Origin of the sequence: Amycolatopsis sp. NPDC048633, from assembly GCF_040650695.1 — a bacterium.
In the GTDB taxonomy this organism is placed as follows: domain Bacteria; phylum Actinomycetota; class Actinomycetes; order Mycobacteriales; family Pseudonocardiaceae; genus Amycolatopsis.
Genome location: NZ_JBEZHS010000021.1, coordinates 1 through 14,757 on the forward strand (window position 1 = coordinate 1; position 14,757 = coordinate 14,757).

General features: G+C 70.2%; 16 protein-coding genes. 10 read left to right on the forward strand and 6 right to left on the reverse strand.

All coding sequences use genetic code 11. The annotated features are described in order from the left end of the window. Positions 1 to 311 precede the first annotated feature (311 nt). Both AB0C38_RS30640 and AB0C38_RS30645 read right to left on the reverse strand, forming a co-directional pair. Entirely contained in the window at positions 312 to 1,484 is a 1,173-nt protein-coding gene (locus AB0C38_RS30640) for a hypothetical protein (RefSeq protein ID WP_360680016.1), read from the reverse strand. Between the two features lie 693 nt (positions 1,485 to 2,177). After that, positions 2,178 to 3,344 (reverse strand): pyridoxal phosphate-dependent aminotransferase, encoded by a 1,167-nt coding sequence (locus AB0C38_RS30645; RefSeq protein ID WP_360680019.1) that lies wholly within the window; start codon positions 3,342 to 3,344, stop codon positions 2,178 to 2,180. Between the two features lie 29 nt (positions 3,345 to 3,373). Between AB0C38_RS30645 and AB0C38_RS30650 the strand changes: the two genes are divergently transcribed. Continuing rightward, positions 3,374 to 4,672 carry a DUF445 domain-containing protein gene (locus tag AB0C38_RS30650; RefSeq protein WP_360680022.1) on the forward strand — a complete coding sequence of 433 codons (1,299 nt, stop codon included), beginning with the start codon at positions 3,374 to 3,376 and terminating at the stop codon, positions 4,670 to 4,672. 302 nt (positions 4,673 to 4,974) lie between these two features. On the opposite strand, the gene AB0C38_RS30655 is transcribed toward AB0C38_RS30650, so the two are convergent. Then, positions 4,975 to 5,445, reverse strand: coding sequence for a CGNR zinc finger domain-containing protein (locus AB0C38_RS30655; protein ID WP_360680025.1), 471 nt, complete (start codon positions 5,443 to 5,445; stop codon positions 4,975 to 4,977). A 91-nt stretch (positions 5,446 to 5,536) separates the two neighbouring features. Between AB0C38_RS30655 and AB0C38_RS30660 the strand changes: the two genes are divergently transcribed. From AB0C38_RS30660 to AB0C38_RS30670, 3 genes are read left to right on the forward strand one after another with little or no spacing between them, the layout of a single operon-like run. Next, complete coding sequence (locus tag AB0C38_RS30660) at positions 5,537 to 5,905, forward strand: VOC family protein (RefSeq protein WP_360680028.1); 369 nt, start codon at positions 5,537 to 5,539, stop codon at positions 5,903 to 5,905. Between the two features lie 25 nt (positions 5,906 to 5,930). Beyond that, complete coding sequence (locus AB0C38_RS30665; protein ID WP_360680031.1) at positions 5,931 to 6,302, forward strand: zf-TFIIB domain-containing protein; 372 nt, start codon at positions 5,931 to 5,933, stop codon at positions 6,300 to 6,302. A 1-nt stretch (position 6,303) separates the two neighbouring features. Then, positions 6,304 to 6,915: a nucleoside kinase gene (locus AB0C38_RS30670; protein WP_360680034.1), complete on the forward strand. Its 612-nt coding sequence runs from the start codon at positions 6,304 to 6,306 to the stop codon at positions 6,913 to 6,915. Here the strand turns inward: AB0C38_RS30670 and AB0C38_RS30675 are convergent. Next, the gene (locus AB0C38_RS30675) at positions 6,912 to 8,084 is read right to left on the reverse strand and encodes a methyltransferase domain-containing protein (RefSeq protein WP_360680037.1); all 1,173 of its coding nucleotides are present in this window, start codon (positions 8,082 to 8,084) and stop codon (positions 6,912 to 6,914) included. The genes AB0C38_RS30670 and AB0C38_RS30675 overlap by 4 nt on opposite strands. Positions 8,085 to 8,232: 148 nt before the next feature. Here AB0C38_RS30675 and AB0C38_RS30680 point away from each other — a divergent pair, with 148 nt between their 5' ends. The 6 genes from AB0C38_RS30680 to AB0C38_RS30705 all read left to right on the forward strand — a co-directional run bounded on the left by AB0C38_RS30680 (position 8,233) and on the right by AB0C38_RS30705 (position 12,694). After that, on the forward strand, positions 8,233 to 8,658 hold the full coding sequence (locus AB0C38_RS30680; RefSeq protein WP_360680453.1) for a helix-turn-helix transcriptional regulator: 426 nt from the start codon (positions 8,233 to 8,235) through the stop codon (positions 8,656 to 8,658). Then, the gene (locus AB0C38_RS30685) at positions 8,655 to 9,335 is read left to right on the forward strand and encodes a hypothetical protein (protein WP_360680040.1); all 681 of its coding nucleotides are present in this window, start codon (positions 8,655 to 8,657) and stop codon (positions 9,333 to 9,335) included. The genes AB0C38_RS30680 and AB0C38_RS30685 overlap by 4 nt, the downstream gene beginning before the upstream one ends. An 84-nt stretch (positions 9,336 to 9,419) precedes the next feature. Further along, positions 9,420 to 9,713, forward strand: coding sequence for a DUF2516 family protein (locus tag AB0C38_RS30690; RefSeq protein ID WP_155548692.1), 294 nt, complete (start codon positions 9,420 to 9,422; stop codon positions 9,711 to 9,713). A gap of 13 nt (positions 9,714 to 9,726) precedes the next feature. Next, positions 9,727 to 10,269, forward strand: coding sequence for a YbaK/EbsC family protein (locus AB0C38_RS30695; RefSeq protein ID WP_360680043.1), 543 nt, complete (start codon positions 9,727 to 9,729; stop codon positions 10,267 to 10,269). Then, positions 10,266 to 11,273, forward strand: a complete 1,008-nt coding sequence (locus AB0C38_RS30700) for an ornithine cyclodeaminase family protein (RefSeq protein WP_360680046.1) — start codon at positions 10,266 to 10,268, stop codon at positions 11,271 to 11,273. The genes AB0C38_RS30695 and AB0C38_RS30700 overlap by 4 nt, the downstream gene beginning before the upstream one ends. Then, a complete protein-coding gene (locus AB0C38_RS30705; RefSeq protein ID WP_360680049.1) occupies positions 11,270 to 12,694 on the forward strand; it encodes an aromatic amino acid lyase in 1,425 nt (474 codons plus the stop codon). The genes AB0C38_RS30700 and AB0C38_RS30705 overlap by 4 nt, the downstream gene beginning before the upstream one ends. Here the strand turns inward: AB0C38_RS30705 and AB0C38_RS30710 are convergent. Together AB0C38_RS30710 and AB0C38_RS30715 are read right to left on the reverse strand one after the other, a co-directional pair. Further along, positions 12,684 to 13,544, reverse strand: a complete 861-nt coding sequence (locus AB0C38_RS30710) for a hypothetical protein (RefSeq protein WP_360680052.1) — start codon at positions 13,542 to 13,544, stop codon at positions 12,684 to 12,686. The genes AB0C38_RS30705 and AB0C38_RS30710 overlap by 11 nt on opposite strands. Positions 13,545 to 13,598: 54 nt before the next feature. Further along, on the reverse strand, positions 13,599 to 14,750 hold the full coding sequence (locus tag AB0C38_RS30715; RefSeq protein WP_360680055.1) for a helix-turn-helix domain-containing protein: 1,152 nt from the start codon (positions 14,748 to 14,750) through the stop codon (positions 13,599 to 13,601). Positions 14,751 to 14,757 lie beyond the last annotated feature (7 nt).

Here is a 14,757-nt window from a genome sequence, read left to right on the forward strand (position 1 = left end):
AGTCGAGCCAGGCCAGCGCGGTCGGGATGTCGGGCACCCGGGCGAGCACGATGTTGGTGTCGGGCCGCGGGGGCAGCGCGGCGCCGGGACCGGGATCCGACTCGGCCGGGCGCGGTCGGCCGGTCGGGAAGACTGTGGTTTCGCATGGCTTTCAGCCCCTGGGGTACGTCGGACGCGAATGAGCGTCACGAGACGTGAAAGAGTCACGGATCGCGTACTGGAGCAGGGGAAGTGTCACGCCTTCACGGCGTGCACACGCGTCTAGTTGATCTTGTTTTGGACGCAGTTCTCCCCGGCTGCCCGGTCAGGGGTCAGTCGGGGGAGGTGGTGGGCAGGGAGGCTTCCCTGCCCGCGCCGTCGACGTCGCGGTCGAGGCTGGCGCCGATGAGCTTCAGCTGGGTGGTGGTGGCGCTGTCGGTGTGGACGGCGAACGGGTGGCGGGCGCCACCGGGGCCGTCGTGGCCGGCGGCCGCGGTCGGCGCCGGCGCGCTCGGGGCGCTCGTGCCGCCGGGCAGGCCCGGGGTGCTGTCGCCGCCCCCGCCGTTGCGGGCGTGGACACCGGAGTCGCGCGGCTGCTCCTGCTGGGCGGGCAGCGTGTTCTGCACCTCGACGAGGTGCACGACCGCGACCCGGGAGGTCTGCGAGGTAGTAGTCGTCGTTTCCGCCGCGGCGGGGGCGGTCTCGGCGGCGGTGGCGGTCACCTGGGTGACGCTGTCGCCGACGACGCCGGGCACGGTGACCGTGACGCCGCCCGAGTTCGAGCCGCCGTTGAGGATCGGGTTCAGGATGTCGTCGAGGGGGAGCAGGACGGGCGCGTCCGGGTCGTCCGCGGGCGGCTGGGTGAGCGGCGCGAGGACGGTGTGGGACAGCGTGTCCGTGACGACGCCGACGGTGCTCAGCGTTCCGCTGACGGTGGCCGTGACGGTGTTCAGCGTGCCGCCGACCACGTTGAGGACGCCGCCGACGAGCCCGCCGAGCAGGCCGCCGGACGAGGTCGCCTTCGTCGTGGTCGCCTGCTCTTCGGTGGTCTGAGTGTCCTTCGTGGACTTCGCCGCGCTCTGCTTCGCGACGGTCTTGGTCTCTGCGGCCGGCTTCGCGGTCTCGTCGGCCGTGGCCTCGCCGGCCGTCGTCTCGTCAGCCGTCGTTTGGTCGGCCTGGGTTTCGTCCGACTGCCGCGTGCACGTGACGGCGGCTTCGCGGTGGCTCTTGTGGTGCCTGTGGTGCGTGAAGAGCTTCGCCGAATGGTCCACAGTGGAGGCGGCGGGGGCGTCCGGGCAGCTCGCCGTTTCGGCGGCCGACGCGGTGTTGCCGGTCAGGGCGGCGGTGAGCAGCCACCCGGCGACGGCCAGGCCCCCGGTGACCAGGATCTTGGCGGCGGGCCGCTGCAGCGCGGCGGCCCAGGGCCGCGGGGCGCGCGCGGATTCACCCGCTGTGAGCGCAGGCTGCGCGGGGGCGCTGCGGCGCGCGTACGCCGTAATGCTCACCGCCACCACCACCGTCCGCGCCTGAAACTCCAGCGACGCCCGCTCGAGTTTGTTCTTGCTGGGGTCTTTCTCCGGCCAGGTCGCAGTTCCCCCGGGGCTGCACTCTTTCTAGCACCGCTCGGGAGTCTTTCATCTCTCCCGCGTTCGATCCAGCCCGTAAGACGGAACGGCCCTACCGGGCAAGGTATCTGCGGCCGACGAGTTGATCACTCTCAGTGCCGTTCGGGGGCTACTCTGCGGCCATTCGGACGAGTTCTGCAATTTGCACATTCGAGCGTTGACCTGATGTTTCCGACACCTCGGTCGCTTTCCGTGCCGGTACGGTGGCTTTCGGTGCGTGGGCCCGGGTTTCAGCCGGACGATCGGGCAGGCGCCCGGAGCGTGGGACGTGCGCTGGGCCGAATGGGTCCACAGTGGTCCGCCGGGCTCGGATCCACGTCGCTCCTGCGGCTCCGGTCCGTGATCATCGTCGGCCGACTGACCGCTGGCCCGGCCCGAGCTCGCCAGGCTGCGCCGAAGACCCGAAGTCACCTTCATGATCGCGGAGCGTGACCACCGGCTACGGCAATCGGTCAACCCCGCCCGGCCGGTGCCCGCGCGTGCCGCACCGGTCGCCGGGCGCGTCGGGCGCGGCCCGCCGGGTTTCGCTCCCGATTCGGCGGCCGGAAAGTTTCCGCCTCGCCGTCGCGGTCGTCAGACCAGTTTGCGCAACCGGGTGACGCCCTCGTCGATGACGTCATTGCGCTTGCAGAACGCGAAACGCAGGAGGTGTTTCCACTCGTCCGGGTGATCGGTGAACACCTTCACGGGGACCGCGGCGACCCCGACCCGCCCGGGCAGCTCCCACGCGAGGTCGGCGGCGTCGGTGAAGCCGAGCGGCCGCACGTCGACGCAGACGAAGTACGTGCCCGCCGTCGGCCGCACCGCGAACCCGGCGTCGGCGAGCCCGGCCGAAAGCCGGTCACGCTTCTCCTGCAGGCTCTCGCGCAGGCCGTCGACCCAGGCCAGCTCGTGGTCGAGCGCGTGCGCGACGGCTGGCTGCAGCGGGCCGCCGGACACGAAGGTGATGAACTGCTTCGCCGCCTTCACCGCCGCGACCAGCTCCGGCGTCGAGCAGACCCAGCCGATCTTCCAGCCGGTGCAGTTGAACGTCTTCCCGGCGCTCGAGATGCTGACCGTCCGCGGCCGCATCCCGGGCAGCGTGACCAGCGGGATGTGCTCCGCGTCGTCGAAGACCAGGTGCTCGTAGACCTCGTCGCAGATCGCGATCAGGTCGTGCTCGACGCAGAGCGCGGCGAGCGCCTCCAGCTCGGCGCGGGTGAACACGGTGCCGGTCGGGTTGTGCGGCGAGTTGACCAGGATCGCCCGCGTCCGCGGCGTGACGGCGGCGCGCAGCCCCTCGACGTCGAGGCCGAACCGGCCGTCCGGGCCTTCGACCAGCCCGACGACCCGGCGTTGGGCACCCGCCATCGCGACCGCGGCCGCGTAGGAGTCGTAGTAGGGCTCGATGACGATGACCTCGTCACCGGCTTCGGTCAGTGCCATCAACGCTGCCGCAATGGCTTCGGTCGCGCCCGCGGTGACGAGGATCTCCGTGTCCGGGTCGTACTCGGTGCCGTAGCGCAGCCGGTGCCGCGCGATCGCGGCCCGCAGCTCGGGGCGCCCGGGCCCCGGCGGGTACTGGTTGGCGCCGCCGAACAGCGCGTTCTTTGCCGCGTCGAGCATGCCGGCCGGGCCGTCGGTGTCCGGGAAGCCCTGGCCGAGGTTGACGGCGTCGTGCCGGACGGCCAGCGCCGTCATCTCGGCGAAGATGGTCGACGTGAACGGCCGGAGGCGGGGGACGAGAGCAGGTTCGCGCACGATCAGCGATCCTCGCGGACAATGGCGGTGTGGAGCAACTGACCCCCGCCAAGGTGACGCCCGCCGATCCGCCGGGCGGCCCTGCCGGCGAAGCGGAAAAGCGGCGCGCGCTGCGCAAGATGAAGCTGGTCGCGCTGTCTTTCCTGATCGGCGCCACCGTCGTGTTCCTGCTGACCAGCTGGGCGCAGTCGAGCGGCTGGCCGGGCTGGGTCGGCTACGTGCGAGCCGCGGCCGAAGCCGGCATGGTCGGCGCGCTGGCCGACTGGTTCGCCGTCACGGCGCTGTTCCGCCATCCGCTGGGGTTGAAGATCCCGCACACGGCGATCATCCCGAACAAGAAGGACGCGCTGGGCAGCAGCCTCGGCGAGTTCGTCGGGTCGAACTTCCTCTCCGAGGAGGTCATCCGCGACAAGCTCAAGCGCGTCGAGATCGCCCGCCGCCTGGGTGGGTGGCTGGCCCAGGAGGACAACGCCGAGCGCGTCACGTCCGAACTGGCCACCGTCGTCCGCGCGGCCGTTCGCGTCCTCCGGGACGAGGACGTCCAGGCGATCATGGAGCAGGCGGTCGCGCGGCGGATCATCGACAAGCCGTGGGGCCCGCCGCTGGGCAAGATCCTCCAGGGCGTGTTCGCCGACGGCGCGCACCACAAGCTCGTGGACCTGATGTGCGACCGCGGCTACGAGTGGGTCCGCGACAACCACACGACGATGCTGCGCGTGGTGTCCGACCGGGCGCCGAGCTGGTCGCCGAAGTTCGTCGACGAGATGCTCGCGGACAAGGTCTACGGCGAGGTGCTGTCCTTCGCGTGGGCGGTGAAGACCGACGTCAACCACCCGATGCGGCTGGCGCTGGACAAGTTCCTCGGCGAGTTCGCCCAGGACCTGCAGACCAACCCCGACGTGATGGCCCGCGCCGAGCAGGTGAAGGGCCAGATCGTGAACCACGAAGAGGTCCAGCGCCTGATCGGCTCGGCGTGGAGCACGGCGAAGGAGATGCTGCTGAACGCGGCGGAGGACCCGTCGAGCGAGCTGCGCCGGCGCGTCCGCCTGGGTCTGATGTCGCTGGGGTCGCGGCTGGTGACCGACGACCAGCTGCGCTCGAAGGCCGACGGCTGGGTCGAGGGCGCGGCGGCGTACCTGGTGAAGAACTACTCGGGCGAGATCACGACGATCATCACGGACACGGTCGAGCGCTGGGACGCGGAGGAGACGTCACGCAAGATCGAGCTCCAGGTGGGCCGCGACCTGCAGTTCATCCGCATCAACGGCACGGTCGTGGGTGCGCTGGCCGGGCTCGTCATCTACGCGGTGGCGGAGCTGCTGTTCTGACGGCTAGGTCGTATACCACACCTGGGGGACGTTCAAACCAGTTGTCCACAGGAAGCTGAGTTATCCCCGGGGTTATCCACAGGTTTTCACGGTGATGGCCTAATCGCTGTCCACAACGTGTGGGGGGTGGGCCGGTCGGGGCGTGGATATGTGGTGCTCGGTTGCGGAGTTGTCCACAGTCTTCCGGGGGTCCGCCGCTCGGATGAGCCCGTCGGCCCGGTGCCGGATGTCATGAACGACTCTTTCCTGTCGCCGGGCGCGGTGAACGACCCTTTCATGACGATCGGGTCCGCCCGTGGCAGTCAGCCCGCCGCGGTCTCGGCGGCGCGGGCCCGCCAGCCCCGCGCCTTCTCGCGGTTTCCGCACACCCGCATCGAGCACCACGTGCGCGACCGGTTGCGGGACTCGTCGTAGAACGCCCACAAACACGTGTCCGCGGGGCAGATCTTCAGCCGGATCCAGTCGCCCCGCACCACGAGCCGTGCGCAGGCCGCGAACACCGCGCCCACGACGTCGTCCGCGACCAGGGCCGGGCCGTCGTCGGTCAGGGAGATGCGGGTGCCGACGTCGAGGCTTCCGCCGGGCAGCCGTGGGTCGCCGATCGCGGCGCGCAGGGCGTCCCGCGCCGCGCGGGCCTCGGCGGCCGGGTTGGCCGTCAACGCGCGGCCGGCCGCCCACCCCCGCCACTGCCCGGGATCTTCGAGCAGGTCAGTGCCCTCTTCGACGTTGACCGTGTTGAGGAACTCCACGACGAGGGATGCGTCGGTGTGCACTGCGCCAGTGTACGGCGGTCGGTGGTTGCCCCCGCGTGCGCTAACCCACATACTGCATTGACTGGTTACTTGCGATCGAAGGGAGCGACGAATGAGTGCGGTACCGACGCTGGGTGTGGTGGCCCTCGACTGCCCCGACCCGGTCGCGCTGGCCGGGTTCTACCGGGCGGTGCTGGAGTGGGGCGCGCCCGAAGTCGCCGAAGACGGCCACTGGGTCACGCTGCCCAACCCCGCGGGCGGCGCGGGGATCGCGTTCCAGCGGGTGCCCGACTACCGGCCGCCGTCGTGGCCGTCCGCGGAGAACCCGCAGCAGCTGCACCTGGACCTGGACGTCACGGACCTGGAAGCGGCGCACGAGCGCGTGCTCGGCCTGGGCGCGAAACTGCTGGATGACGCGCCGAAGACGTTCCGCGTCTACGCCGATCCGGTGGGCCACCCGTTCTGCCTCTGCGCCTGCTGACGCGTTTATGCGTAGGCTCTGATGTGTGATTTGTCCGAAGTGTCAGAACCAGATGCGGACCGTGGACAAGAACGGCGTCCACATCGACCAGTGCGAAGGCTGCCGCGGGATCTTCCTGGACCGCGGTGAGCTCGAAGCGATCTCCGGTGCGGAGAGTTCGTTCTACGGCGGGCAGCCACCGCCCTACCAGGGAGGAGGCCCGGCGCCCTACGGCCGGTCCGACTCGCCACGCCCGTACCGCGGCGGTGGCGGCTACCCGGACTCGCCGAAGGGCTACCGGGGCGGCGGCTACGCGGATTCACCCAAGGGCTATCGCGGCGGCGGGTACTCGGATTCCCCGCGGCCGCACGGGCATGGCCACCGCAAGCGCGGCTTCCTCGAAAACCTCTTCGACTGAGGTGGGTCTCGACCTGCGGATCTGTTCGTCGTGCGGCGACCGGGCGGACCGCCCGGTCGTCTCCGGCGGCACCCTCGAGTGCGCTCGCTGCGGGCACCGGTGGCCGTTCCGGCGGCTGCCGCTGTTCGCACTGACCGGCCCGAGCGGCGCCGGCAAGTCGACGCTCGGGCCGCTGCTCGCAGCACGGTTCGCCGGCGACGTCGTCGTGCTGGAGCAGGACGTCCTCTGGACGGGTGCGCTGCGCGACGACGTCGCGGCGTTCCGCGCGGTCTGGCTCCGGATGGCGGCGATGCTGCACCAGAACGGCCGCCCGGTCGTGCTGTGCGGCACGGTCGCGCCCCCGGAGTTCGAGCCGCTCCCGGAGCGCGCGTTCTTCAGCGACATCCACTACCTGGCGCTGGTCGGCTCACCGGAGTCGCTGCGCCGCCGGCTGCGGGCCCGGCCGGCCTGGCGGGAGTGGGACGAGCCGCGCATCGAGGAGATGCTGGAGTTCAACGACTGGCTCCAGAAGTCGGCGTCGGAGCTGGGGGTCGACCTCTTCGACACGACGGAGGCCTCGGCGGAGGACGCGGCGGACCACGTGGAGAAGTGGATCCGGGCGCGGCTGCCCTAGTCGAGTGGCCAGGTCCGGCCGTCCGGTGAGTCGAGCCAGAACTCCTGGCGCTCCCCGGTGACCGTCACCCCGAAGCGGTCGCGTTCCGGCTTGCCCAGCTCGCACCACTCGACGTAGGCGGCCTCGGCCAGCTCCCACAGCGCTCGCGGGCCACCCTGGGCCACCTCGTCCGCGCCGCCGCGCTTGCGGTGGCGGACCCACGAGCCGTCCGGGTGGACGAGCGCGAGCCCGCTGTCGCCCGGCCCGCCCGCCGCGTGCGGGTCCGTCCCGTCCTGGTCGCGCACCGGCCGGACGCCCGGCATCGCCAGCCCGGCGAAGAACTCGAACTGCTTGCGCGGCTGGATCACCGTGGACAGCGGCAGCCGCGTCTGCTCCCAGTCGTCGCGCCGCGGCGACGGCATCGGGTCGGCCTCCGCCAGCCGGTGCGCGCGAAGCGGCATGAAGCGGCCGTCGCGCGCGAGGACATGGCCCTGCCCGGTGCCGTCTTCGCCGGCGACGAGCCGGACCAGCCCGGCGCCGATCGGCCGGTTCAGCGTCGTCACGACCAGCCCGCCCGGCGCGGTCTGCGCCAGCCACGCGAGCGGGATCGAGGAAACCGAAGCGGTGCACAGCACCCGGTCGAACAGCGTGCCGGCCGGGAAGCCGAGCGCGCCGTCGCCCACCGCGCACGCCGGCCGGTAGCCGGCCACGGCCAGCCGTTCACGCGCCTCGCCGGCGATCACCGGGTCGACGTCCACTGTGGACACTTGACCGGCGCCGCAGCGGTGGCTCAGCAGCGCGGCGTTGTAGCCGGTGCCGGTGCCGATCTCGAGCACGCGCTGCCCGTCGCGCACCCGCAGCTCCTCGAGCATGATCGCCATGATCGACGGCATGCTCGACGAGCTCGTCGGCGTTCCCGCCACCGGCCCGGTGCGCCGGGCGAGGTCCCATCGGTCCGGGTCGTCGTCCAGCTGCGTGACCAGCACGTCGCGCGAGTAGACGGTCTCCAGCCAGCCCGGGTCCTCCCGGTCGACCGCCGCCCACAGCCCGCCCGCCGGCGCGAAGAACCGCGGCAGGAAGACGTGGCGCGGAACCGCGCGGAAGGCGGCGATCCATTCCGGGGCGTGCAGGACGTCCTCGTCGAGCAAGTGCTCGACGAGGCGCCGCCGCAGCCGGGCCGAGCGCGTCATGTGCTCACGTTAGCGGGTGAGGACCATCACGCCCGATAGTTGCAAGCAGAGTGCTTGCAATAGCTAGCACACGAGCGTAGCGTCGTTGGTGTCGCGAGGAGGTGACCGGATGGCAGAAACCGGTGGGACGCCAGGATCCGGCAGTCCCATGGAGAAGGTCGCGGACATCGCCTCCGACATCGGCGAGTACATCCGCCAGCAGCGCAACACCGCGAAGATCTCGTTGCGCCAGCTGTCGAAGCTCGCCGGCGTGTCCAACCCGTACCTGAGCCAGATCGAGCGCGGGGTGCGCAAGCCCAGCGCGGAGATCCTGCAGCAGATCGCCAAGGGACTGCGCATTTCAGCCGAAGCGCTGTACGTGCAGGCCGGGATCCTCGATCTGCCGACGGGTGGGCCGGTGGGCGACGCGATTCGCGCCGACGCCGAGCTGACCGAACGGCAGAAGCAGGTCCTGCTCGACGTCTACGAGTCCTTCCGCCGGGAGAACGCCGCGGCACGGCCGGCCGCCGAGTCGTCTCCCACCGCAGACACCCCAGACACCACTCCAGCCGCAAACTCCAAGGAGTCACCATGACGACCCCCAAGACCACCGAAGACGTCAAGAAGGCCGTGACCAGCGCCCTCGACCAGGTCCGCACCCCGCTGCTCGCCGCGCTCGGCGCCGGCAACCTGGCCGGCCAGGCCGTCACCGACGCCGTGGCGAAGGCCAAGGAGAACGTGACCAAGGGCAGCGAGACGGCCCGCAAGAACCTGCAGGAGCTGCCGACCGACGTCGAGAGCTTCCGCGAGAAGCTGGACCCGGCCGAGCTGCGCAAGGTCATCGACGAGTACACCGAGGCCGCGCTCAAGCTGTACAACAAGCTGGCCGAGTCGGGCGAGCAGGCGTGGGACAAGTTCTCCACGCAGCCGCAGGTCAAGAAAGCCATCGAGCAGCTCGAGGAGGCCCTGACCACCGCGCAGGGTCAGGTCGAGGGCGTCACCACCGAGGTCCGCGACCGCGTCGACGGCGTGCTGGGCACCTTCACCAAGCGCACCCGCTCGGTCGGCGAGAAGACCGCCCGCAAGGTGACCGAGGTCGCCGGCGACGCCGCCGAGGCCATCGAGGAGCTGGGTGACGACGTCGCCCACGAGACCCGTTCCGCGAGCCGCAAGGTCGCGAACAAGACGGCCCCGAAGACGGCCGCCCCGGCCCGCCGGACGACCACCAGCGCCGCCGCGAAGAAGCCGGCCGCGCCCAAGGCCGACAAGTAAAAACGCCGTGAACACCCCGGCCCCGCCACCGCACCCCGGTGGCGGGGCCGGGGTCGTTCGGGCGGTTTGCCGTAAGCTGTCGCTGTGCTGGTTGCCATCTGGATCCTCGAAGTAGTCCACTGGGGCAGCGCGCTGGTCGGGCTCTTCGCGTTCGTGCACGCGCTCCTTCAGCGCGCCGACGCCTATTCCGCGGCCGACCGCAAGACCAAGCCCATCTGGATGCTCATCACCGGCGGCGCGACGCTCGCGATGGCGCTGTTCAGCGTGATGGGCCCGGGGATGATCTTCTGGGTGCCGGCCATGGCCGCGGCCCTGGTCTACATCGTGGACGTCCGACCCAAGCTGATCGAGGTCCAGCGCGGCGGCTCCAACTGGTAGCTACCCTGGCGGGGTGACCTGGACGATTGCCGGGAGCCTCACCGTGGTTCCCGCCCCCTCGCGTACCGACCTGCTCGCCGATCCCGTCGCCAAGGCGCTGGCCGCGCTCGCCGACCCGGACGCCGTCGGCGTCGCGGAGATCGACGCGGCGCTCGCCGACACCGCCGCCTTCTGCGAGACGTACGGTTCGCCGCTCGAAGCGTCCGCGAACTGCGTTGTCGTCGCCGGCAAGCGCGCGGGCGAAGTCCGGTTCGCGGCCGCGCTCGTGCTCGCGACCACCCGCGCCGACGTCAACGGCGTGATCAAGCGCCGGCTCGACGTCCGCAAGGCGTCGTTCGCGCCGATGGACGAAGCCGTCTCCCTGACCGGGATGGAGTACGGCGGCATCACGCCGGTCGGCCTGCCCGCCGACTGGCCGATCCTCGTCGACAAGCGGGTCGCCGACGCTCCCGAGCTCGTCATCGGCAGCGGGATCCGCGGCAGCAAGCTGCTGATCTCCGGCACCGCGCTGGCCTCGCTGCCCGGCGCCGAGGTCATCGAGGACCTCGCCCGGTGACGTCCGTCTGGCTCCGGTACCTGACCGGTGCCGACATCGACTCGCTCGGCATCACGGACGCGGACATCGTCGGCGCGGTCGAGGACGTGCTCGCCGACCACGGCCGCGGTCAGGTCGTCTTCGAACCGCGTACGCACCTCGTGCCCGACAACGGCGGCAAGGGCCACTTCAACATCCTTCGCGGCCACCTCTCCGCCAAGCAGGTCAGTGGTGTGAAGGTCGTCGGTGACTTCGTGGGGAACTTCGAACGGGGCCTCCCTTCGGAAATGGCGTTGATCCTGCTGCTCGACCCGGACACCGGCATGCCGCGGGCCATCGTCGACGGCACGATGATCACCGAGGCCCGCACCGGCGCGATGACCGCCGTCGGCGCGAAGTACCTGGCGCGCCCGGACTCCCGGGTGCTCGGGCACATCGGCGCCCGCGGTACCGCCTGGTGGAACGTCGTGCTCCTCGACTCGTTGTTCGACTTCGCCGAGATCCGCGTGACCAGCAAGCGCCCGGAGTCCCGTGAGGACTTCGGCCGCCGGCTGTCGGAGCGGCTCGGCAAGGACGTCCGCGTCTGCGCCACGGCCGAGGAGACCCTGGACGGCGCGGACATCCAGGTCGAGGCCTCCCGGCTGGTCGAGCCCGAGCCGCTGGTGCGGCGCGAGTTCCTCCGGCCGGGCACCTTCCTGGTGCCCTACGGAACGATCAGCGCGCTCGAGCTCACGCTGCTCGACGACGTCGACAAGGTCGTCGTCGACGACTGGCGCGAATCGCAGTCCGGCAACCCGCGGTTCGGCGCCCTGCGCCCGCAGCTCAACGCCGGCCTCCTCACCGCGGACGGGGTCCACGCCGAGATCGGCGACATCGTGGCCGGGAAGAAGCCGGGCCGCGAGCACGACGCCGAGCGGATCCTGTTCTGGCACCGCGGACTGTCCACAACGGACGTCGCGGTGGCGGACATGATCCTGGCCCGTGCCGAGGCTTCCGGCGTCGGCACCATGCTGCCGTACCGATGATCGTCGACGGAAGCGAGTTCGCCGACGGTGAACGGTTGGTTCTGGACAAACCGCTGGTGGAGACGGTGCGGCGGCGCCGGAAGGAGCTCTTGACGGCGCTCGAAAGCCGCGAAAAGCCCGTCTACGGCGTCAACACCGGGATGGGTCGCCTGGCGGGTGTCGCGCTCGACGAGCGACAGCAGGCGGAGCACCAGCGCAACCTGCTGATCGGCCGCGCGGTCGGCGGACCGCCGTGGCTGCCGCCCGAAGACGTCCGCGCGTTGCTTATCGCGCGGCTGCGTGATTTCCTGCAGCCGTGGTCGGGGGTGAGCCCGGAGCTGGTGCAGTTCCTCGTGGACCGCCTCAACGACGGCTTCACGCCCGCTGTCCCGCGCGGCGGCCTCGGCAGTTCGGGCGAGATCATCCCGCTGTCGCACGCTTTTCAGACGTTCCTCGGCATTGGCACGGTCCTCGAGGACGGCGTCGAGGTCGCGGCTTCGGACGCTCTCGCGCGGCGGGGCGTCGAACCGTATGTCCTGGGGCCGAAAGAAGGCGCTTCGCTGCTTCAGGGTTCTCCGCTGGCCGTGATGCACGCGCAGCGCGGCTGGGGCGAAGCGCGTCAGCTCATCCAGCTGCAGACGCTCACCGAAGCGATGGCGATCGACGTTCTCGGCGCGCCGCGCGAGGTGTTCGCCCCGGTGATGGCGGGCGGCGACGACCACCTGCGGCGGCTGTTGGAGGCCCTGACCGGAATGGTGGGCGTGGGTCCGGTGCGTTCGGGGGTCGTGCAGGCGCCGCTGTCGGTGCGGGTCGCGCCGCGGGCGCTGGCCCACGCGTCCCGCGTCAACGACGAACTCGCCGAGGCCCGGCGCCGCTGGGGGACGATGCCGGGTGACTCGCCGTCGTTCGTCGAAGGGGAGTTCATCCCGGGGACGGGCTACCACGCGGTGGACCTGGGGCTGCGGATGGACGCGGTGACGGCGGCGCTGGTGCACCTCGGCGAGATCTCGGTGCAGCGCATGCACCGCCTGCTCGACGAGCGTTTCAGCGGGCTCCCGGCCCAGCTCACGACGGATCCCGGCCCGCGGGCGGGGTTGGTCCCGCTGCACAAGAGGGCGGTCGGCGAGCTGCACGCGCTGCGCCGTCTCGCAACGCCGGCGACGATCGGTTCTCTGGATACCTCGGCCGGTCAGGAGGACGTGCAAGCGTTTGCGTGGGCGGCGGGGGAGCAGCTTCGTTCCTCTGCGACGCACCTGTTCGCGATCACGGCTTGTGAGCTGATCACCGGGTCGCAGGCGCGGTACCTGGCTTCGGACGGAGTCGCGGGCATGAGTGCGGCTTACGAATGGGTGCGGTCGGTGGTGCCCCCGGTGGAGGAGGACCGGCCGTTGGGGCCCGAGGTGGAGCGGCTGGTCGCGGCTTGCCGCTCGTTCAGCGGGTGACCTCAGGAAGGGCTGCGATATAGGCCGTCGCGAAGGTGCGAATCGTGCTTTCGGCTACTGCTCCGGTAAGCGCCGAGACGGCCAGCCTTACGCCCGGTGTGTCCCGGCCGCCGAACTGCTCCCGCAGGTAGGTCAATCCCGTCGCGGTGACCTCGCCGACTCGGTCGTCGGCGAGCAGTTGCCTGAATCGGGCCGCTACGTCGGAGGGACGCGTTCCAGCCATGAGCCGGTAGATGTCACCGGCGTCCTTGTCGTGGAGACGGCTGGGGTTCGTCGCACTGTCGGCGAACCGATCGTGGAGCTTGTGACTCTTCGCTACGAACAGCGCCGCGGGCCCGGCGACGTGCACGGTAACCACGCGTGGGTCCGCTGTTTCCAATGCGGTGATGGTCATGGGCTCCCGGTCGACCACAGCGGTTTCCAAGCCGGGGACCGCCCGGGCGGCCATCTTGTCGTGTGGGCGGATTTCGACACTGCGCCGCCCGGTCTTCGCCAGAGTGGCGCCCACGAGGAGGTCGAGTTCCACGGGCACTCTCTTTCCCGCTATTTCCTCGTATTTGAACCACAGGCCGGCCTGGTGGGAGTCGAGGCGTTCGAAGCCTGCTTCGCGTAGGGCTTCCTGGATCAGTGGCTCGTCGACGAGCTGGGCGGGATCCAGGCCGAGGTCGCCGTCCGAGGTATACGCACCGGCCGTGATCGGCACCCGCTCGGTGTGAAGATACACAGCCTGCGCTCCGACCACCGTGATGGCTTCCCGATGTGCTTCGAGGGCGATCAATCCATTGAGGAGAACTCGTCGGGCGACGGGCGCCAATTCGTCGATTTCGACGCCGCCGGGGGTCTTCGACACCTGAACTCTCACATTCTTGCTGATGTGGGAACGGTTGGTTTCAAGTCTGCGTGGCTATCCGCGAGCGTCCTTGTTCCACGACATTCGCCAATGATCTGTATCCATGGCCATGTGCTGCAATATCGCCTCGGCTTCGGCGGGCATTCGCCCGGGACCGCCCAGGCCATCGAGCACCAGCTGGGTGAGCGCCACGTGAGGGATGCCGTCGACCTGCCGGGTCCGGCTGAAGACGATGTCGTCGTAAGCGCGCAGGAACAAGACGTCGGCATCGTCTTCGGTGCGGAGGAGGCCGAGTTCGTCGGCCCAGATATCAGGACTGCGCGGGCCCGCCTGGACGTAGAGCATCAGCTGGCCGCCGGCGGTCAAAGGTGCGATCGCGCGTGAAGCAAGCGGGCCGGTCACGGCGATGGAACGGTCGCCGTTTTGCGATGCCTTCGAATTCATCAGCTCACGGAGATCCCGAAGGACAGCCTGGGGGCCGTGGGGAGAAGTCATGCCGACGAAGGAATTGTGGCGGAGCAAACTGTACGTTTCCGCGCGAGCGCGGAGGAGGCCCTCCCAGTCGGTCTTCACGATCGACCGTCCGTCACGGCTGACCAGCAACTGATCTTCCAGTTGCCCGAGCAGCCGCGACACCCAAGGCAAGCTGGTCCCGGCCTCGTCCGCGATTTGTGTTGCCCGGTAGGGCGGCTGGAAATCAGTGAGGAAGCGTATGACTCGGCCGGCGCGAGGCCCCGCGAGCGTTACGGACTTCGTCTCTTCTCCGCCGTTCGCCTTGGGGGCTTTCGAGGCGCCTTGCGTGAGGATCCTGATGGCGGGCGCGCCCACCGACCAGTCGACGTTGCCGGTCAGGTCCAGGTACCCGATTCCTCGTGTGCGCAGTTCGTTCTGCGTCCGCTGGGAAAGCCACGGCGCCACCACGAGCAGTACGGGAGGGTTGCTCGTCTCACCGAGAATCTCGTGAATCGGACCTACGTTCCGCTCCACCGCCCGAGGCGTCAGGCTGCGATATGCGGACACCAGCACGTCGGTGTAGCGGCTGCGGTCCGGTGGGGTGATCTGCAGGCGAGCATCGAAGAAGGAGCGCGACGCCTGCGCGTCACCGGGGGTCATATCGGCTACTTGCCAGTCTGGTCCCAGCAGCGACCGCAACGTCTGCGCGGCCCGCTTGACCAGGCCTTCTTCGCTGTCGTTCGCATCGTCCACGGGCTGA